The sequence below is a fragment of the Herminiimonas sp. genome, assembly GCF_030655415.1.
On sequence record NZ_JAURVN010000014.1, the window covers coordinates 779,084 to 800,020 of the forward strand.

The 20,937-nt window shown below is 51.2% G+C and carries 15 protein-coding genes and 1 tRNA gene; 7 read left to right on the forward strand and 9 right to left on the reverse strand.

Going from position 1 to position 20,937, the window contains the following annotated elements:
• Window positions 1-42 precede the first annotated feature (42 nt).
• Window positions 43-1,380, reverse strand: a complete 1,338-nt coding sequence (locus Q7T66_RS12770) for a TolC family outer membrane protein (RefSeq protein WP_304933691.1) — start codon at window positions 1,378-1,380, stop codon at window positions 43-45.
• 346 nt (window positions 1,381-1,726) lie between these two features.
• Between Q7T66_RS12770 and Q7T66_RS12775 the strand changes: the two genes are divergently transcribed.
• Window positions 1,727-2,695 (forward strand): hypothetical protein, encoded by a 969-nt coding sequence (locus Q7T66_RS12775; RefSeq protein WP_304933692.1) that lies wholly within the window; start codon window positions 1,727-1,729, stop codon window positions 2,693-2,695.
• On the opposite strand, the gene Q7T66_RS12780 is transcribed toward Q7T66_RS12775, so the two are convergent.
• The gene (locus Q7T66_RS12780) at window positions 2,692-3,480 is read right to left on the reverse strand and encodes a SapC family protein (RefSeq protein ID WP_304933693.1); all 789 of its coding nucleotides are present in this window, start codon (window positions 3,478-3,480) and stop codon (window positions 2,692-2,694) included. The genes Q7T66_RS12775 and Q7T66_RS12780 overlap by 4 nt on opposite strands.
• A gap of 738 nt (window positions 3,481-4,218) precedes the next feature.
• Between Q7T66_RS12780 and Q7T66_RS12785 the strand changes: the two genes are divergently transcribed.
• The 4 genes from Q7T66_RS12785 to Q7T66_RS12800 all read left to right on the forward strand — a co-directional run bounded on the left by Q7T66_RS12785 (window position 4,219) and on the right by Q7T66_RS12800 (window position 12,220).
• Window positions 4,219-7,542 (forward strand): DUF2126 domain-containing protein, encoded by a 3,324-nt coding sequence (locus Q7T66_RS12785; RefSeq protein WP_304933694.1) that lies wholly within the window; start codon window positions 4,219-4,221, stop codon window positions 7,540-7,542.
• Window positions 7,543-7,548: 6 nt separating this feature from the next.
• Window positions 7,549-10,164, forward strand: a complete 2,616-nt coding sequence (locus Q7T66_RS12790; RefSeq protein WP_304933695.1) for a circularly permuted type 2 ATP-grasp protein — start codon at window positions 7,549-7,551, stop codon at window positions 10,162-10,164.
• Window positions 10,149-11,057 carry a transglutaminase family protein gene (locus Q7T66_RS12795; protein ID WP_304933696.1) on the forward strand — a complete coding sequence of 303 codons (909 nt, stop codon included), beginning with the start codon at window positions 10,149-10,151 and terminating at the stop codon, window positions 11,055-11,057. Before Q7T66_RS12790 ends, Q7T66_RS12795 begins: the two co-directional genes overlap by 16 nt.
• A 92-nt stretch (window positions 11,058-11,149) precedes the next feature.
• Window positions 11,150-12,220: a putative zinc-binding metallopeptidase gene (locus Q7T66_RS12800; protein ID WP_304933697.1), complete on the forward strand. Its 1,071-nt coding sequence runs from the start codon at window positions 11,150-11,152 to the stop codon at window positions 12,218-12,220.
• 107 nt (window positions 12,221-12,327) lie between these two features.
• Here Q7T66_RS12800 and Q7T66_RS12805 read toward each other — a convergent pair.
• The 4 genes from Q7T66_RS12805 to Q7T66_RS12820 all read right to left on the reverse strand — a co-directional run bounded on the left by Q7T66_RS12805 (window position 12,328) and on the right by Q7T66_RS12820 (window position 14,540).
• Window positions 12,328-12,402 (reverse strand) — tRNA-Val (locus Q7T66_RS12805).
• 38 nt (window positions 12,403-12,440) lie between these two features.
• Window positions 12,441-13,148, reverse strand: coding sequence for a DNA polymerase III subunit epsilon (dnaQ, locus tag Q7T66_RS12810; RefSeq protein ID WP_304933698.1), 708 nt, complete (start codon window positions 13,146-13,148; stop codon window positions 12,441-12,443).
• A 142-nt stretch (window positions 13,149-13,290) separates the two neighbouring features.
• Window positions 13,291-13,728 carry a ribonuclease HI gene (gene rnhA, locus Q7T66_RS12815; protein ID WP_304933773.1) on the reverse strand — a complete coding sequence of 146 codons (438 nt, stop codon included), beginning with the start codon at window positions 13,726-13,728 and terminating at the stop codon, window positions 13,291-13,293.
• Between the two features lie 41 nt (window positions 13,729-13,769).
• Window positions 13,770-14,540 (reverse strand): class I SAM-dependent methyltransferase, encoded by a 771-nt coding sequence (locus Q7T66_RS12820; protein ID WP_304933699.1) that lies wholly within the window; start codon window positions 14,538-14,540, stop codon window positions 13,770-13,772.
• Between the two features lie 4 nt (window positions 14,541-14,544).
• On the opposite strand from Q7T66_RS12820, the gene gloB reads away from it, so the two are divergent.
• Window positions 14,545-15,318: a hydroxyacylglutathione hydrolase gene (gloB, locus tag Q7T66_RS12825; protein WP_304933774.1), complete on the forward strand. Its 774-nt coding sequence runs from the start codon at window positions 14,545-14,547 to the stop codon at window positions 15,316-15,318.
• Window positions 15,319-15,498: 180 nt separating this feature from the next.
• Complete coding sequence (locus Q7T66_RS12830; RefSeq protein WP_304933700.1) at window positions 15,499-17,103, forward strand: transglycosylase SLT domain-containing protein; 1,605 nt, start codon at window positions 15,499-15,501, stop codon at window positions 17,101-17,103.
• Between the two features lie 101 nt (window positions 17,104-17,204).
• On the opposite strand, the gene Q7T66_RS12835 is transcribed toward Q7T66_RS12830, so the two are convergent.
• The 3 genes from Q7T66_RS12835 to Q7T66_RS12845 are packed head-to-tail and all read right to left on the reverse strand — an operon-like array spanning window position 17,205 to window position 20,934.
• Window positions 17,205-18,803, reverse strand: a complete 1,599-nt coding sequence (locus Q7T66_RS12835) for an ABC transporter ATP-binding protein (RefSeq protein ID WP_304933701.1) — start codon at window positions 18,801-18,803, stop codon at window positions 17,205-17,207.
• The gene (locus Q7T66_RS12840; protein ID WP_304933702.1) at window positions 18,800-19,879 is read right to left on the reverse strand and encodes an ABC transporter permease; all 1,080 of its coding nucleotides are present in this window, start codon (window positions 19,877-19,879) and stop codon (window positions 18,800-18,802) included. The genes Q7T66_RS12835 and Q7T66_RS12840 overlap by 4 nt, the downstream gene beginning before the upstream one ends.
• Entirely contained in the window at window positions 19,876-20,934 is a 1,059-nt protein-coding gene (locus Q7T66_RS12845; protein WP_304933703.1) for a microcin C ABC transporter permease YejB, read from the reverse strand. Before Q7T66_RS12845 ends, Q7T66_RS12840 begins: the two co-directional genes overlap by 4 nt.
• Between the last annotated feature and the right edge of the window lie 3 nt (window positions 20,935-20,937).

A 20,937-nucleotide genomic window follows, 5' to 3' on the forward strand; every position in this document is an offset into this window, starting at 1 on the left:
AGTTACGTAGACGCCGATCGTCTGCGCACGGCCCGAAACAACTTATTGCATCGCTCTGCTGATCGTCAAAAGATCTTCTTCGCTCAAGGTCCCTGCCGCCTGTTTCAGCTTCAAGGTATTGAGTTGATAGTCGTACCGCGATTGTGCGTAATCGCGTCGTGCCGAATACAGGTCACGCTCTGCATCCAGTACATTCAGAAGTGTCGACAAGCCTGCCTTGTAACCTTCTTCTTTTAACTGACGTGCACCTTCAAATGCATCGACCGATTTATCGAGAGCACGCACGCGCGCTGCACCGCTGACTACGCCTTTATAGGCGGAGCGGGCTTGACGTTCGACTTGACGGCGATCACGCTCAAGATCGTGCAAGGCAGTTTCGTAATGCTTGCCTGCTTGCCCGGTTTGCGCACTGGTTGCGCCGCCTTCATAAATTGGAATATTGATGCGGAACATCACATCGTTTTGATTGACGTTACTACCGCCGCCAAACAAGCTGCCGCCGGTCTCGCGTTGATTACGTGCAATCGACAAATCAGCAGTTGGGTAATAACCGGCTTTTTTCTTGTCTATCTCTTGACGCGCAACATCCACTGCTTGCATGCGTGCTTCGAGTAACAGATTTTTTTCGAGTGATGAACGAACCCAATCCTCGATGTTTTGTGGATCAGGCGTGACGAGCGGAATGGCTTTAGGCAAAGGAGTCAATGAAGTGACGACAGTGCCAGTCAATTCTCGCAGTGCTTGAATTTTGTCGGACAGATCATTTTCTGCCGCGATGACATCTGACTCTTTCAATGCGTTACGTGCTTCTGCATCGTAAAGATTGACCTTGATTGCCTGACCGCTTTTGAACTTGGCATCGGCCAAAAACAATTGACGTTTGATCGCTTCGTTTTCGCTGCGTGCAAATGCCAGTGCATCTTCCGCTGCGAGTACCGCCATGTAGGCAGTCGCTGTACGCACAATCAAATCTTGTTCGGCGGCTGCATACGCTGCGGCTGCTTGCTTCTCGGTCGCCTTGGATTGCTTCCAGTTACGCCATGAGGCGAGACGGAAAATTGGTTGGGTGATCGATAGCGTTCTGTCGTTGGTCGGATAGGTTGCGGTGCCAGTATTGAATACTTGATTTGCACTACTGATAATATTTTGATTAGTATTCGTACGACCGATTTGATATGAAACCTGCGGCAGCAAAGCAGCGCGCGCTTCGGTCACGGCAAAACCGGTTGCTTCATATTCGGTACGTAAGGCGAGATACTTGGGATCGCTCTGTTTTGACAGAGCATAAATTTCCGCGAGCGTTTCAGCTGATGCGGAGCTTGCCGCGAAACTACCGATAATAGCGGCAGCGACGATAAAGCGCGAGTGCATGAGAGTCATTTTTGTTCTTGTGATTAAAGGTTGACCAACACAATTAATTTTTATTTCGCCTCCAGCAACTCGTTGAAAAAATCTCCTTCAACGCGCTTCTTTTTTTTTTGCTGTTTCTCCCGACGAAACTAACTAAATTTCTTCCGGGATTATCGTGGTTGCCAGCAACATTAACAAGACAATTTCTTGTGTTTAGAGAAATATATTTTAGGTCACAAAAAGTCACAATTTCTCTATGGAAACTTAATGAAATTCTCTTTTTTCTCATGCGTTTTTTGGTGCGATTTTGAAGGCTGATCGATGGGGAAATCAGTGGTCGAAAAACGGTGTGTTTTTACGCTTCGGAAACAGCGCAATGGCTACAGCCATTGCTCTCGACCCAGTTGCCGCAAAGCATCTTTCTTTGAGCTTGATGCACACCATGCACCAACATGAAACAAGCTTCGGCACTAGTTGGTCTGAGCATGATGACCAACGCGGTGCAATGGCTGACGCACGCCTGCAATGTGGCGAATTAAATACAAGTAATGCGTTTGCTCACGCTTTGTATCTACTCATTAAAAATCTGCCGCTCAATGGCTATGAGCGCTCATTCAAAATGGCCGCAAATAATCTCTGGAGTGAACGCTTCCTGGTAGGCATCAGCACTGATGTAATTGCTCTGGAAGATATCGTTTTCTTGATGAGAAAAATGGGTTTGCCTGAAGCCTTTATCACGAGCGCTCAAGAGCAACTGCCAGATGCAAATTTCATCCATATCGGCTTTGAACAGGGACAAATCAGCACGTACAAATTCTATTTGGAATTCCCCAATGGCAAAGGCGACGCAAGCACGCCACACCCGCTGTACATCGGCTACAAATGGAATGCTGAAAATTTAGATCAACGCGCGATATCGCGCTATACGCGACCGCAGACAATGAGCTTGCCAAACCTGCTTGAAAAAGTGGATGCCATGTATGGCGAGCAAAAAGAAAACGACGTTGTGCGCAACATCGCCAAGACCATCATTACCCAGGCAGCAGAAAAAGTCTCAACAACCGAACTACTGTTCGTAGAAGTACGAGAAGAAAATTCTCCACGTCTTTCCTTCGACATCAATTTGTACGAAACCGGAATGCACATACGCGATCTGCAGCCTATGCTGCGCGATTTACGTGAACACTTTGTGATTGATGAGAAAGAATTTACAGAGCTGATGACGCGCACCGAAGATGATCTTGCAGGTCATCTATCAGGTGGCACCGACCGTAACGGTAATGCGTTTTTAACTACCTATCACGCATGCGTTACAGCCGGAAATACCGATACTAAAAACGTTTAATGAACAGCTGCACTGCCTGTTGCTTCTGCAGTTGTTTCTGCAACTGAAGCTGCCGAAGCAATGCGACGTGAATCCATGCGTTTAGCCAAACGAGTGACATTGTTCAGCGACATCAGGTGTGCATAGATCCATGCCATGTAACCGGTACGAACCAATTCCAAAGTCGTAGCGTCGTCCAAGGCATTCAGTTTCACTTCATCGACGACCCAAGCGCCTTCCAGCGTTTGCTTCACGCCTTCGCGTTCGATGGTGACGACTTTGGATGTCAGCAATCCAAGCTCTGACATCTTCGCAGCGAATGCACTGGTACGTTTCATTTCGCTGTGGAACAAGACCAGGAACTCGATAACATTTTTCAGGTATGTCGTTTCGGTACCATCAGCAGCGAACAATGCTTCGCCGCGCTCATCGTTCAAACCGGCGTAGGCTTCATCGATGCAGACCGTCAACGATTCTGCATCATCACTACCTGCCAGGACAAATGGATAACGACGGATAAATGCCGGGATGTACGTGCCTGGTTCCCAGTTATCGCTGTCATTGACCAACAGATTGTCTTTATCACCCAAACCAACCAGCGCAGCCATCGTGAAAGGACCGCCTTCTTTACCGATAAAAACGATAGGGTAATCGCGCGATGCTTCCGTCAATTCACTACCAGCAATCAGGACTGAATTAGTTTTTGCAGCGAATGCAAAATGATTTGTTTTCAGTTGGATTTTCAGTTTTTGATGCCGTTCACGATTCAGCGCAACTGCGCGTTCGTAAAAAATCATTGTTGTCATTGTCGTCCCTGGATAAACGGAAAAAAGTGGTAGCCGATCGCTGTAACCGATTAGATGCTCGTTCTATTGTGCCATAGCAAATAGTTAACATGGACTAAATTTGAAGTCACAATTCCTGGCCGAACTTCTTAGCAACAAGCTTTCCAACTCAACGCGACAATGAATAAATCCGCGATGATGCGACCAATTTACGACCACAATAAAAGCTGATGACGATTAAAACTGCATCAGCCAATATTAAGAAGACCTACTTATTAAGTTAGCTGAACATAGTGGATGCGGGTCAGAATGACGCATCCCCACGACATGCACAAGACTTACTGCTAAATCAAAATTCCGGTTTATGTGTGCGCACGTCTGCTTTTACTGCCCATATCGCGTCAGTAACTTACCAGAAAATTTATATCATCCCTCAATGCGGCGTACGTAAATGCTAAATACGTGTCGCATAGTTCGGCACTGATGCAGCGCCCTGATGTCGAACTCCGCAAAGTTATAATGAACGTCGCGACACACCTTGAGCAGCGATACCCTTATTCGCACAACTCTGAAAAATTTTGCACTTGAGCGTATCGTTTTATTTTTTATCTCTGCCCTATCCTCATGCACACCCGGGTACACTTTCTGCTTATTGAAAAGCATTAATGGTCGAAATACAGGGCACCCGATGCACTGGTAAAAGCACATTGCATCCGTGCCCTCAACCCCTGCTTAAACGTTGAACGAAAGATTCGATCCATGGCTATTCGCGTCGCGCTGCATCACAAAACCCGATATCAATATGACAGACTCGTTAATCTGTCTCCCCATAAAGTCCGTTTGCGACCGGCACCACATGCCCGCACGCCTATCCTGTCGTATTCATTGACAGTCGAACCGGAACAGCATTTCGTCAACTGGCAACAAGATCCCTACGGCAATTACATCGGGCGTTTTGTGTTCCCGGAAAAAACCGATGTACTTGAATTTACCGTCGATCTGATCGCGGATATGACGGTCATCAATCCTTTTGATTTTTTCGTCGAAAAATACGCAGAACAGTTTCCTTTCAGTTACACGTCGCAGCTGATTACCGAACTGAGCGCCTATCTGAAAGCAGATACGCCAGGGCCGCTGCAAGCTAAATGGATAGCTGAAACCAAAGCCGAATTGCTGAAGAAAAATTTGCCGACCAACGATTTTCTGGTGGCGATCAATCAGCGTTTGCAAAAGCACATCGGCTATCTGGTACGGATGGAACCCGGTGTCCAGAAGCCGGAAGAAACCCTGCTGAACAAGACTGGCTCCTGCCGCGATACCGGCTGGCTGCTGGTGCACATTCTGCGCAATATGGGATTAGCGGCGCGCTTCGTTTCCGGTTATTTGATTCAACTCAAATCGGATCAGGAATCGCTGGATGGTCCAAACGGTCCGGACGCCGACTTCACCGATTTGCATGCGTGGTGCGAAGTTTATATACCGGGCGCGGGCTGGATTGGGCTGGATCCGACTTCCGGCATGCTGGCCAGCGAAGGCCATATTCCATTGGCCTGCACCGCCATGCCATCGTCAGCGGCGCCGGTCACTGGTTACTCCGACAAGGCGGAAGTCACCTTTGTGCATGAGATGAAAGTCACGCGCATTCACGAAGATCCCCGCGTTACCAAGCCGTATACCGAAGCCGAATGGAACAGCATCGACAAGCTGGGCCAACTGGTCGATGCTGATCTGAAAAAAAATGACGTACGTTTGACGCAAGGTGGCGAACCAACCTTTGTCTCTATCGATGACATGGATGGCGCGGAATGGAACACGCTTGCGCATGGAGACAAGAAGCGTGAACTGGCGGGGCAATTGATGCACCGTTTGAAAAAGCATTTTGCGCCTGGTGGCATGGTGCATTATGGCCAGGGCAAATGGTATCCAGGCGAGCCATTGCCACGCTGGGCACTGAATATTTTCTGGCGCATCGATGGTCAGCCGATGTGGCGCGATGCCGCGCTGTTTTCCGATGAAGAAAAAGATGATGGTTATGGCCCGGCAGAAGCCGAGCGCTATGCAACGGAACTGGTCAAGGCCTTGTCGCTGCCGGCTGGCAGTTTGCTGCCAGCGTATGAAGATGCGGCAACCCAGTCGCAGATCGAACAACGTTTACCGGTCAATCTCGACCCGCTTAAATCCGACCTGGATTCACCGGTAGAACGGCAACGTCTGGCGCGTTTGCTGGAACAAGGACTCGGCGAACTAGTCGGCTATGTGCTGCCGATCAAGCCGGCTGAAGTCGATCCGGATATTGCATTGGGAACCTCGTGGCGTACCAGTAAGTGGCCACTCAAACGCGAGCATTTGTATTTGGTCGAGGGCGATTCACCTATGGGTCTGCGCCTGCCGCTGAATGCCTTGCCATGGGTATTGCCGGAAGATGTACCGCCAGAATTCGATGTCGATCCTTACGTCAAGCGCGGTGCGCTGGCATCCGCTAAAACAGAAACAGAAAACGCCGCGCGCGCCAAACCGCCAGCAGCGAAACTGCAAGAAAATCCGGACGCGCGTGAAGTCATTCACACCGCACTCTGCGTACAAGTACGTGAAGGCCGCCTGCATATTTTCATGCCGCCACTCAAACGCATCGAAGATTATCTGGCGCTGGTAGCGATCATTGAACATACCGCCGCCAAGCTGAGCATGAAGCTGTGGATGGAAGGTTATCCGCCGCCACGCGATCCGCGCATCAAGATGCTGAGCGTCACGCCAGATCCTGGTGTGATCGAGGTCAACATTCATCCGGCCGCGACCTGGAATGAGCTGGTCTACAACATCACGACGTTGTATGAAGAAGCGCGTCTGACGCGGCTCGGCACGGAAAAATTCATGGTCGATGGTCGCCACACCGGCACTGGCGGCGGCAATCACGCCACGCTCGGCGGTGCGACCACTGCCGACAGTCCGATCCTGCGCCGTCCACATGTGTTGAAAAGCCTGATCACCTACTGGCAAAATCATCCGGCGCTGTCGTATCTGTTCTCGGGTACCTTCATCGGCCCTACAAGCCAGGCGCCACGCGTGGATGAAGCGCGCGACGACAACTTGTATGAATTGGCAATTGCGTTCCAGCAGATGGATCAGATGTTGCCGAACATGCAGGAAAGCGAACGCCCTTGGCTGGTCGATCGCTTGCTGCGTAACCTACTGGTCGATCTGACCGGCAATACGCATCGCTCGGAATTTTCAATCGACAAGTTGTACTCGCCAGCGGGACCGACAGGCCGGCTTGGCATATTAGAATTCCGCGGTTTTGAAATGCCGCCGCATGAACGCATGAGCCTGCTGCAAATGTTACTAATCCGGGCACTGGTCGCGCGTTTCTGGAACGAGCCGTATCCATGCAAACTGGTGCCGTGGGGCGTTGCATTGCATGACCGCTGGATGCTGCCGCACTTTGTGGCGCAGGATATCCGCGACGTGGTTAAGGATTTACGCGCAGCTGGCTATGCATTTGAAGAAAGCTGGTTCGATCCATTCATAGAATTCCGCTTCCCGCGTTTCGGCACCGTCGTCTACGAAGGTGTGGAAATGGAATTGCGCCAGGCGATCGAACCATGGAATGTTTTAGGCGAAGAAGTTGCCAGCGGCGGAACCGCGCGTTATGTCGATTCATCCGTCGAACGGATGCAGTTGCGTTTGCGCGGCATGACCGAAGGCCGCTACATCGTGGCGTGCAACGGCCGTCCCGTTCCGCTGCACCCAACCGGCATACCGGGCGAATTTGTCGCTGGCATACGCTTCAAGGCATGGAATCCGTGGTCGGCCATGCATCCGACTATCGGCGTTCACGCGCCACTGACTTTTGATCTGGTCGACACTTGGAGCGGTCGCGCAATCGGCGGCTGCACCTACCATGTATCGCATCCGGGTGGCCGTAGTGAAGAAAATTCACCGGTCAATGCCAACGCTGCCGAAGCACGCCGATTTGCCCGCTTTTGGGAACATGGGCATACTCCGGGTCCGATTACGGTTTATAAAGAAGACTTGAACCCAAGTTTTCCAATGACGCTCGACCTGCGCTGGCAACCAAACCGATAAGAAAAAATGTTATTAGAACAATTGCTAACGGACTATCCGGCGGCACAGGGCAACTTCGACGAGATGCGCGATGAGGCCGGGGAAACGCGGGCTCATTGGCGCACTTTTTTGGAGTATTTATCCAGAGAAACGCCCAATGAGATGCGTCAGCGCATCGACAATGTGCGCCGACGTTTACGCAACAACGGCGTCACCTACAACGTGTATGACGATGCCAGCGGTGTACACAGACCGTGGGATCTGAACGTACTGCCATTGATTTTGCCGCACGATGAATGGGCCGAGATCGAAGCAGCCGTCACCCAGCGTGCCACACTGCTCAATCGTATCTTGCTGGATGTGTATGGCGAACAAAAGCTGCTGGAAGAAGGTTTATTGCCGCCAGCGCTCATCCATGGCAATGCCGGTTTCCTGCGTCCTTGCCACGATATTGCACATCGCGATGGCATTGCCATGCACTTCTACGCAGTCGACATGGCGCGTGCGCCCAACGGCCAATGGTGGGTCGTCGCCGACCGTACGCAAGCGCCGTCCGGCGCTGGTTATGCGCTGGAAAACCGCTCCATTATTTCTCGCGCTTTTCCTGATTTATTTCGTGACCTCAAAGTACAGCACTTGGCTGGATTTTTCTCCACCATGCGCGACAGCCTGGCGCATTGGGGTCGCTTGTGCGCCGCAAATCAATATGGCGATGAGCTTGGTTTGCCTTTGCGCGAAGACGAACAGCCGCTGATTGTTTTGCTGACGCCAGGGCCGTATAACGAAACCTATTACGAACAAACTTTCCTCGCAAAGTATCTTGGCTTTCCTTTGGTCGAAGGTAGTGACCTGACGGTACGTAACGGCATGGTCTGGTACAAAACGCTGTCCGGCCTGCAGCGCGTGCATGTCATTCTGCGCCGCGTCGATGATGATTTTTGCGATCCGCTTGAACTGCGTACCGATTCGGTTTTGGGTGTGGCCGGCTTGATCGAAGCCGCACGGCGCGGCAATGTACTCATCGCCAACAGCCTCGGTTCCAATCTGCTGTCATCGGGTGCCTTGCTGGGCTTCTTGCCTACTCTATGCCAACGCCTGCTGGACGAACCGTTGAAAATGCCTTCCGTCGGCACTTGGTGGTGCGGCGAACCTCTTGCGCTGGAACAGGTGATCGAAAATCTGGATAGGCTGATCATCAAGCCGAGCTTTCCGCAATTGCAAAACATGCCGGTGTTCGGTCAGGATTTGAAAGGTGAAGCGCGCGACGCGTTCATCGCCAGCTTGCGCGCTGAACCGCAAAATTTCGTCGCACAAGATTTAGTACAACTGTCGCAGGCCCCTGTTTGGAAATCCGATAAGAAACCCGGCCTCGATGCATCGGCGATCGGCTTGCGGGTCTATGCCTGCGCCACGCCAGATGGCTATGTCGTGATGCCAGGCGGCTTGACGCGCGTCGCGACCGGTCCTGATGCGCGCGTGCTGACGATGCAGCGCGGCGGGGGTAGTAAAGATACATGGGTACAAGGAATAGCCAGTACTCCAATGCTGAACATGCGGCAACTCGCTGTCAGCAATGAAGACTTGCTGCGTGAAGATACGCGCCTGTCGAGCCGTCTAACTGAAAATTTGTACTGGTTTGGTCGCTATACCGAACGCTGCATGACTGTGTCGCGCCTGATACGCACCACTCTCGACTTCATGCTGAATACTCAGCCAGAACATCGGGGTAAAGAATGGCCAGTAATTCAGGGTTTGTGCAAGTCGTTCGGCTTGATAGAGAGCATTCCGGAAGAACAAAGCCAAACGCAAAGTCAGGGGCAAAGTCAAAGTCAGTCGCAAAAGACGGAAGAATTGCTAAGCGATGCCGAGGTCGAAGCTGCATTGGTGCTGGCGGTCATCTCAACAGATTTGCCGGGACCTGCGTCCTATCTTGAACAGCTCTATCGCATCGGCAGCCAATTGCGTGAACGACTGTCACAGGACAATTGGCGCATTCTGAACCGCATGATAGAACGTCCCGACAGCAGCGCGCCGCCATCTTTGGCCGAAGCTGGCGTAATACTCGATGAGACGATCACTTCGCTGATGACGCTGGCGGGCTTTGCGACCGACGGTATGACGCGCGACAACAGCTGGCGCTTTCTATCGATAGGCCGACGTATAGAACGGCTGCAATTTCAGTGCGTCATCCTGCAACATGCGCTGCAAATGAACTCCGGCAGCTACCTCGATTGGTTGCTCGAATTATCGGACAGCAGCGTCACTTATCGCTCGCGTTACAAGGCGCGTCCGGAATGGGTACGCACCCTAGATCTGTTGCTGCTGGACGAGACCAATCCACGCTCCGTCATGTTTCAACTGCAAGGTATCGTGAAGTATCAGGAAAAACTTTCCGTGACCTATGGCTATTGCGGCGAAAGACTGCTGACACCGGTCATGAAAGAACTGAGCGCTCTATCACCGAGAACCGATCTGCGCAGTGGCAATTTAGAACTGGTTGATTTGCTGGCGCGTATCAACCTCGCCAGCTATGAAGTTTCTGAACAACTAGGCTTGCGTTTCTTCAGCTATACGGGTGACATGCGTGGCGATGTTCGTGGCGACAATATGGACGAGGAACAAGCAGCATGTGCGCATCAATGACGAACAATCCGGTTGCGCATTATCGGATTGTGCACCAGACGCGCTACACTTATCAAAGTATGGTGACCTTGTCGCAGCAATACCTGCACATGTCGCCGCGCTCTTTTTGTTATCAGGATGTGTTGTCGCATGATGTGCAGATAGGCCCAGAGCCGGCTGAGTCTTCTGACAGCGCTGATTATTTTGGCAACAGCACTCGATACATCACGATTACAGCGCCGCATCAAGAGTTGCTGGTGCATGCGGAATTTACCGTCGCAGTGCGAGCGCGGCAGACTGTTGACGCCATCAGCGCTACCTTGCCGTGGGAAACCGTGCGCGATGAGCTGCGCCAGTTCCAAGGCGGCGACGCGCTGGAGCCACTGCACTTTCTTTACGCGTCGCCGCATGTGATCTGCAGCAAGGATCTGGCGCAATACGCGCTAATCAGCTTCACACCAGGTCGACCACACCTGGATGCAGCGCTCGATTTAACCAAGCGCATTTACGATGATTTCGAATTCGATGGCGAAGCCACCGACATTTCCACGCCGCTGGCACAAGTACTCACAGATCGACGCGGCGTGTGTCAGGATTTTGCGCAACTAATGATCGGTTGCCTGCGTAGTATTGGTTTGCCGGCACGTTATGTCAGCGGCTACATCCTGACGCATCCGCCCGCAGGTCAGCCGCGCTTGATAGGCGCCGATGCATCGCATGCCTGGGCTTCTGTGTTCTGTCCCGAATTCGGCTGGGTTGATTTCGACCCCACCAACGGCTGCCTGGTACAACACGAACACATCACCTTGGGCTGGGGTCGCGACTTCAGCGACGTTACGCCTATGCGCGGTATCGTACTCGGCGGCGGCAAGCATGGACTGCAAGTCAACGTGACGGTCAGTGTTAATGAATAAAACACGCTAGAACATTCGATTCACGGAACGATCTCGATTCCAGATGATCAATCTTTTCATCTCTGTAACTCACCCGAACAAGACAGGACAGAATGAAAACATTTCACTGCGATCAATGCGGTCAGCAAGTATTTTTTGAAAATGTGCGCTGCGAAAACTGTGGCGGCATGCTTGGCTTTCTACCAGATCAGCGAGCGATCGGCACCTTCGAATCTGAGGATGAAGGTTTATGGCGTAGCCTGAATCCAAAAAATGCCGGCCTACATTACAAACAGTGTACAAATTACGTGCAACAAAATGCATGCAACTGGATGTTGCCTGCCGATGCAGAAAATGATTTGTGCGACTCCTGCCAATTGACGCGCACCATCCCCGATTTATCTAACGAAAAAAATCTGCTTTACTGGAAGCGACTGGAAGCTGCGAAACGCCGCTTGCTGTTTTCGCTGTGGGAATTGCACTTGCAACCGACGCCTAAAGTGGTCGATGAAGATACCGGCATGGCTTTCGAATTTCTGGAAGATACGCCGGAGAAAAGAGTCATGACTGGTCATGACAATGGGCTGATTGTCATCAATATTGCAGAAGCCGATCCTGCCCGACGCGAGAAGGCGCGCGAAAATATGAACGAGCAATATCGCACCCTGCTCGGTCACTTCCGCCATGAAAGTGGACATTATTATTTCGACCGACTGATCGTCGATTCAAAATGGCTGACACCGTTCAGAGAATTATTCGGCGACGAACAGCAGGATTACAGCGAAGCTCTCGAAAACCATTACAAAAATGGTCCACCTGCGGACTGGGATCAACGCTTTGTCAGCAGCTATGCGAGCTCGCATCCGTGGGAAGATTGGGCTGAAACCTGGGCGCATTATCTGCACATGATAGACACGCTGCAAACTGCCTATTCCTGCGGCATGACACTAGAGCCGCGTAAAGCGCGCGAACCAACTCTTGCCATCGAAAAGCAACCGCTAAAAACCGGATCATTCAGCGAATTGGCGGACAACTGGTTTGCATTGACCTATGTGCTGAACAGTCTGAATCGCAGCATCGGCATGCCGGATGCCTATCCGTTTGCGCTATCGAACGAAGTGATGCAGAAACTGCAGTTCATCCATGAGGTAGCACTTGCGCAAAAAACCGCAGCCAAAGCCTAGCCCGGTGCAACACAAAAGCTGTGTTATTGGAACGTATTATGTAAGAACACGATCAAGAAATTGATCGTGGATGATGCAGATCGCAGCACATATCTGATCAAGGAATTTGGTGGGAAGTACAAGTTTCGAACTTGTGACCTATCGCGTGTGAGGCGATCGCTCTACCCCTGAGCTAACCTCCCGAGTTTGGTGAAATTATCTCATAAAAGGCTCGCGCCTATCAATTGGGAGTCGCGGCACGCCACAAGCATTGTCCGCGCACTTCCTTGTCCAGACTTTTCATGACCAGTTCATGTTCGGCCAGCTCATCCTCGCTTGCCTTCTGCAACAAAACATCAGCGATTGCAACCACTTCCAGCATCACGCCATCGCTATCAACATCTTGCCCGCCTAGATCCATAGACAAGCTGTTCTGACCGCGCGTCATCGCCAGATAAACTTCTGCCAGCAATTCAGCATCCAGCAACGCGCCATGCAATGCACGGTGCGCGTTCGATATGCCATAACGATCGCACAATGCATCCAGCGAATTACGCTTACCTGGATGCATTTCTTTTGCCTGCACCAGCGTATCAATCACCAGGCCTACATGCTCTCTGAAGAGTGGACTATCGACGCGTTTCAGTTCAGCATCAAGAAAGCCGACGTCGAACGGTGCGTTATGAATAATCACGTCGGCGCCGCTGATGTAGTCGCGGAATTCATTTGCAATTTCTGCAAACTTTGGTTTGTCGCTGAGGAATTCAGTCGTCAATCCGTGGACTGCCAACGCGCCTTCTTCAGAATCACGTTCAGGATTGATGTAGTGATGAAAGTTGTTGCCCGTCAAACGACGGTCTATTAATTCAACGCAACCGATTTCAATAATGCGATCGCCGGAGCGTGGATTCAGTCCAGTGGTTTCTGTATCGAGAACAATTTGGCGCATGACTTAAATCTTCAAAAATTGATGGTTATTTTCGCCCCTACACATCGCGAAAAAATTAACTGCATTGGCGAACAAACGTCCGTGCATAAGCTGGGATTTATCTGACGGAAAATCGAATGCCGCGCAGCGTTTGAGGTGTACTTCAGGCTGAGCTGGTTTCTACACCGCGATTTGCCAGCGCGTCTGCACGCTCATTGCCGACGTGACCGTTATGACCGCGCACCCAACGCCATTCGATTTTATGTCGGGCTTGCGCGGCATCCAGCGCTTGCCATAAATCGACGTTCTTGACCGGCGCCTTCGCTGCAGTTTTCCAGCCGCGCGCTTTCCAGCCATGTATCCATTCGCTGATACCTTTTTGTACGTATTGGCTATCTGTATGTACGACAACTTCGCATGGTCGCGTCAATGCATTCAACGCTTCGATTACTGCTTTCAATTCCATACGGTTATTCGTGGTGCCTGGTTCACCGCCGAACAATTCTTTCTCGCGTTCACCCATCACCAGCAATGCGCCCCAACCGCCGCGACCGGGATTACCCTTGCATGCGCCGTCGGTAAAAATGTCTATCTTTTCCATACGTTCTTCGTGTTTTTCCACTTTGCTGTTCTTCTTTTAATCTATCGATGAATCTTGTTCGTTGCCGGCACGCCTTGTGGTGCCGCAGCTTTTTGCGTCTTCCATGCAGGGCCGATCAGACGCATCCCTTTGACGCGCTTGATCGCTTGCACTACGTACACTGCGCCCAGATAAGGCCACCATTGTTCGCCGGCTTTTTCCATGAAGGAAAACCGCTGCAACCATTTTTCAGTTTCGCAAGGTGGCGCATAACAACCTAGATGGCCGCCACTGACTTCCATATTCAATAATTCCAACCAATCCTTCAGACGCGACAAGCTGATGAACTCGCCCTCTTGCGGCAAGAAATAGCTTTCACTCAAACGTCCCGCGACTTGCCGCGCGCCCCACAAACTGAATGGGTTAAAACCGGAGATGATGACCTGACCTTCCGGTATCAGCACGCGCTCCACTTCGCGCAAAACCTGATGCGGCTCTTTTGCAAATTCCAGCACATGCGGCAACACAATCAAGTCGATGCTATTCGAAGCAAATGGCAATTCCTCAAAATCCTGCACCACCACCAACGGTTTGGCGACATTATCGTAACCAGTCGCGGGAATCAACGTATCAGTCAGCCATTGATGCGGCATCCGGTTCGCACGCAAAGCTTGAATCTGCGGCAAACCTATCTGCGTCGCGTTAAAGCCAAAAATATCGACAGTCAATTCATCAAGACGCGCGTGCTCCCAATCGCGCACATAATTGCCGGCCGGCGTCTCTAGCCAGGAGCCGAGAGATATAATGGATTTTTCAGACGAAAATGTTTCCATGCGCATGTTGAATGTTTTAACCGTTCCCGCTTTTAACGACAATTATCTATGGATTATCCACGATGGCGTGCACGCTGCCGTAGTTGATCCGGGCGATGCTGCGCCGATTCTGGATGCGTTGAAAGAACACAAGCTGTCCTTAGTCGCTATTCTACTGACACATCACCACAGTGACCATGTCGGCGGTGTCGCAAAACTCTTGCAACATTACAAAGTCCCGGTATTTGCGCCACGCAATGATCCGATTGCCAACGTGACGCAGCCCTTGGATGAAGGTGACATTGTCACCATTCCCGAACTCGATTTGAAATTATCTGTGCTCGAAGTGCCCGGCCATACGCTAGGCCATATTGCCTATGTGGCAGCCGAGCAAGGCTGGCTGTTTTGTGGCGACACTCTGTTTGCCGGCGGTTGCGGGCGTTTGTTTGAAGGCACGCCCAAGCAAATGCTGTCGTCGCTGGAAAAACTGGCAGCGTTGCCGGATGACACCAAAGTCTATTGTGCGCATGAATACACAATATCCAACCTACGCTTTGCCTTGGCTGCAGAGCCTGGCAACGCGGCGTTGGCTGCCCGCTTTGAGGCTGAACAGGCGAAACGCGCTAAAGATATCCCGACGGTCCCATCCAATATCGGACTGGAAAAATCGACGAATCCCTTTTTGCGCGCCCGCGTACCAGCGATTGCGCAGCAATTGATAGACGAAGGCCGAGTGGAAAATAACGATCCGGTCGCCGTATTCGCCGCGCTGCGCGAATGGAAAAACAACTTCCGCTGAGATTTTTTCTTGTAATTTAGCGGATTAATGTTAATTTATTAACAGCTAGCGATAGTCAAAAATCAACTTTAATCACTAGCAGTTGTGTAAATTGTCTTGACGAGCAAAATGCGCATTACTTACACTCGACAATTATTCTTTTCAACCGGCTGATCATGGGTCGGTATTTTGTGAGACCCCATGCCTAGATCCGATTTAAAAGTATCTGTTAAAGTTATTTCCGCTGCCGTTTTCCTACTCGGCACCGTCACCGCCTCCCACGCCGCCAGCGATTTGTCGCTACCCTACTCCTACAGTAGCTGGGCACAAGATGCAGCGCTGCAAGACAACCCCAACCTCGCCAATGATCCGCTTAGCGAATTCGTCGTCGCCAGCGATGTCGATGTATGGGCGCGCATACGCAAGGGTTTTGCGATTCCGGATCTGGTAGACAACCAACTCGTCATCAACCAGACGCTTTGGTACAGCTCGCGTCCTGACTACATAGGTCGCACCACCAAACGTGCATCGCTGTATCTGTATCACGTGGTCGAGGAGTTGGAAAAACGCGGCATGCCGACCGAACTGGCTTTGTTACCGTTCATCGAATCGGCTTTCAATCCGCAAGCGTATTCGACTGCGAAAGCAGCCGGCATGTGGCAATTCATTCCATCCACAGGTCGCGACTTCAATCTGAAGCAAAACATGTTCAAGGATGAACGTCGCAGCGTGCTGGCATCGACCGATGCAGCGCTGACTTATCTGCAACGTTTGTATGGCATGTTCGGCGACTGGCAGCTTGCATTAGCCGCGTATAACTGGGGCGAAGGTTCAGTGCAGCGCGCGATCAAGAAAGCCGAAGCGGCTGGCGTAGGTACCGATTTCAACAGCCTGTCGGTTTACATGCCGGCAGAAACCAAGAACTACGTTCCAAAGTTGCAAGCGGTCAAAAACATCATCGCAGCGCCTGACTCTTATGGCATCACGCTGGTCAAGGTCGATAATCAACCTTACTTTGTCAGCGTTGCAAAAACCCGCGATATCGACGTCAAGCTCGCGGCACAGTTTGCAGAAATGCCTATGGACGAATTCAAGGCATTGAATCCGCAATTCAATCGCCCTGTCATTACCGGCAGTAGCAACACACAAATTCTTCTGCCGCAAAGCAACGCAGAAAAATTCAAAACGAATCTGGGCAAGTGGGGACATGCATTGTCGTCATGGACTGCGCACAAAGTCACTAACGCGCGCGAAAAAATTGAAGTCATTGCCGCAAGATTCCACACCACGCCGCAAGTTATTCGTGAGGTCAACAATATTCCACCGAAGATGGTGTTGAAAGCTGGCTCAACGATTTTGGTGCCGCGTACTGACGAGTCTTCGCAAAAGGATATTACACAAGACGTTGCTGATAACGCGACGATGGCGATGGCGCCCGATGTGCCGGATTCGAAAAAAATCCATGTCACCGTCAAGAAGAGCGACACGATCAACACCATCGCAAACCGCTACAAAGTCACGACTGCTCAGATCAAGAACTGGAACGATTTGCGTGGCGACAAACTGGCGAGTGGCCAGAAGCTAGAACTGCACGTACCTTTCCGTGCTGCCAGTACTACACGTACGGCCAGCAAATCGAAGGCCAAATCCGAGTCCAGCAAAACCGTCACTCGACAAGCAAGCCGCAATACCAAATCGACTAAAACGGCCGCAGCGAAATCCAGTAATAGCCGCTCTGCTTCGAGCAACAACCGCTCCAGCAAAGTCATCGTCTCCGCCCAATCTACTCGCGTCGCGATCAAGTAATAAACCATCAAATAAAAAAAGCCCGACTCTGATTGAGTCGGGCTTTTTTTCAATGAGCGTGTTTAAAACATCCACTCGTTTTCACTGTGGATTTTTCTGCATCAAGCCTTTACTGCGCCGTCTTTAGTATCGGCATACACCGCAGCTGCCAGCAATCGTTGAGTGTAAGCCTGTGACGGTTGCGACAGCAAGACATCGGTCGCACCACTCTCCACCACCTTGCCGTCTTTCATCACCAGCACACGATGCGCCATCGCACGGATCACCGCCAGATCATGACTGATGAAAATATACGCCATGCCATATTTTTTCTGCAGTTCGGCCAATAGCAACAAGACTTGCTGCTGTACCGATACATCCAGTGATGAAGTCGGCTCATCCAGCAAGATCAAATCCGGCTTCAATACCAGCACGCGCGCAATCGCGATACGTTGACGTTGGCCGCCAGAGAACTCATGCGGATAACGCGACATAATGTCTGCCGGCAAACCGACTTCCAGCAAACCGTCGGCGACCGCTCTGCTTATCCCATCCCCGCTCAATTGCGGCTGATGCAGTGCCAAACCCTCACCGACAATTTGTTCTATCGTGCGACGCGGCGACAGAGACGCAAACGGATCTTGAAACACCACTTGCATGCGCGCGCGCAAAGGACGTAAGGCATCGCTACGCATCGTGTTAATAGCTTTGCCATCGAAGGCAATAGTGCCTGTTACTTTGGCGCTGGACAGCCGCAACAAGGCCAATCCCAGCGTTGATTTTCCAGAGCCAGATTCACCGACTATGCCCAGGGTTTCGCCAGCACGTACTTCAAGGCTGACATCATCAACCGCGACAAAATTCGTCTTCTTGAACCAGCCTTGCTTGATATCGAAGGTACAGCGCAGATGCTCGGCGTTCATCAATGGAGTAGAAGTCGAGTCCACCGTATTCACCAGTTTATGCGGCTGGCTCGCCAACAATTTGCGGGTATAAGCTTCGCGCGGTGCGGCGAATAATTCCTGCGTAGTGGCGACTTCAACTAGCCGCCCTTTTTCCATCACGCCAACGCGATCCGCAAAATGTCGTACCAGATTCAAGTCGTGCGTGATCATCAGCACCGCCATGTTTTCTTCACGCTGCAACTGATTCAACAATTCCACGATTTGCACTTGTATCGTTACATCAAGTGCGGTCGTTGGTTCATCGGCGATCAGCAATTTAGGCTTGCAGGCAAGTGCCATCGCAATCATTGCGCGCTGACGCTGGCCGCCGGACAATTGATGTGGATACGACAAAGCACGGCGCTGTGGCTCGGGTATGCCGGTTTTATCCAGCAACTCGATAGTTCGCAGCGCAGCAGCTTTGGCACTGATACTTTCATGCAGCATCAATACTTCAGCGATCTGATTGCCTATCGTGAACAGCGGATTAAGCGCTGTCATTGGCTCCTGGAAAATCATCGCAATGTCATTGCCGCGCACCGCGCGCATGGATGCTTCGGTACGCTGCAAAATATCCTGGCCTTCGAACAGGATTTTCCCGCTGTAATTCACATCCTGATTCAAGCGCAAGATGGATAGAGCCGTGACGGTTTTACCCGAGCCGGATTCACCGACCAGCGCAAATTTTTCTCCCGCTGCGATGCTGAAGCTGACATCGTTAACGACTTTAGTCGTATCGAAGGCGACCTGCAGATTTTGAATGTCGAGCAAGCTCATGCCTTCCTCCGGACATCCAGAGAGTTACGCAAGGCATCACCGATATTCGTAAGCAGCAACAACATCACAGTCAGCACAACAAAGGTCGATACCGCTATCCACCACGCATCCAAATTATTTTTTCCCTGTGCCAGCAATTCACCAAGGCTCGCGGTCGATGCCGGTACACCAAGTCCAAGAAAGTCCAAACTAGTCAGTGCCAGGATCGCACCGCTCATGCGGAACGGCAAAAACGTCACGACTGGTGTCAAACTATTCGGCAGTACGTGGCGCCAGATGATTTGGCCGTTCGACAAACCAAGCGCACGTGCGGCTTGTACATATTCAAGATTGCGATTGCGCAGAAAATCGGCGCGTACATAATCCGACAAACCCATCCAGCCAAACAGCGACAGCAGCAGCAGCAGCAAACCGACACTAGGTTGAAAAATCGAAGCGAAGATAATCAGCAAATACAGCTCCGGCATCGAACCCCAGATTTCCATAAAACGCTGGAAGAACAAATCCGTTTTCCCTGCGAAGTAACCTTGAATTGCGCCAGTGAGCAGACCCAGCAGCACACCGGTAAACGTCAGCGCCAGCCCGAACAACACCGATACGCGGAAGCCGTAAAGCAAACGTGCAAAAACGTCGCGACCTCTATCGTCAGTACCCAACCAGTTGTCGGCTGAAGGCGGCGCTGGATTTGGCGACGTTGCAAAATAATTCAGCGTATTGAAGTGGTAATCATTGAGCGGATAAATCGCCCAATTGCCATCCTTCTTGAATTGATCGCGTATGAACGGATCAAGATAATCCGCCTGCGATTCAAAATCGCCACCGAATTTCTTTTCCGAATACGTAGTCAAGATAGGAAAAACAATCTCGCCCTTGTAACTCGCAATCAATGGCTTGTCGTTCGACACCAGTTCGGCCAGCAAACTGATCACGACCAAGACACTGAACAGAATCAGGCTCCAGTATCCACGGCGATTTTTCTTGAAGCGCAACCAGACACGTCGCCCGGGCGAAACGGATTTCGCTGCCGAAGCTATTGGAGCCGCAGGAATTTCAGTTGAAATGACAGATGCATTCATCGATTGAGGCTTTCAAACTGCAGGCGCGGATCAGCCCAGACGTAGCACAAGTCACCCAACAACTTGACCAGCAAACCGATTAGCGTGAATAGATACAACGTGCCCATCACGACTGGATAATCGCGACGGATTACAGATTCATAAGACAACAAGCCGAGACCATCTAGCGAAAACAAAGTCTCGATCAGCAGACTGCCGGCGAAGAACGCACCTATGAATGCCGCTGGAAAACCCGTCACCAGAGGAATCAACGCATTACGAAACACATGTTTGTAAAGCACAGCGTTTTCGCTCAAACCTTTGGCACGCGCAGTCAGTACATATTGTTTGCGTATTTCTTCGAGAAAGGTATTTTTGGTCAGCATCGTCATCACTGCGAACGATCCCGCCACAGATGCCATTACCGGCAAGGTGATGTGCCAAAGATAATCGAGCACCTTGCCTATCACCGACATCTGCTCCCAATCATCGGAGGTCAGACCACGCAAAGGAAACCATTGCACAAAACTGCCACCGCCAAACATCACCAACAAAAATACACCGAGGATGAAACCGGGGATCGAATAACCAACCAACACCACCATGCTGGTGATCGAATCAAAACGACTGCCTTCACGCACTGCCTTCGCGATCCCTAACGGCACTGAAATAAAATAAGTCAGGAAGAAGGTCCACAAACCCAGCGTGATGGAAACCGGTAGCTTCGAGACAACCAGATCCCACACATCTTTGTGGTGATAAAAACTTTTACCCAGATCGAAAGTGGCGAAACCTTTCAGCATTTGCCAGAAGCGTTCGCCGGCTGGTTTATCAAAGCCATACAGAGCTTTGATCTCTGCCACACGTTCGGCATCGATGCCTTGGCGACCACGATACTGCGAAGCACCACCACCGGTCGCCTCACCTGCACCGACCTGCCCTTTTAATTCGATCAGCGCCTGTTCAACCGGCCCGCCAGGCACAAACTGAATCACCGCGAATGTGATCGCGACCACACCGAGTAAAGTCGGCAGCATCAACAACACGCGCTTGATTATGTAAGACCAGATATTCATCGC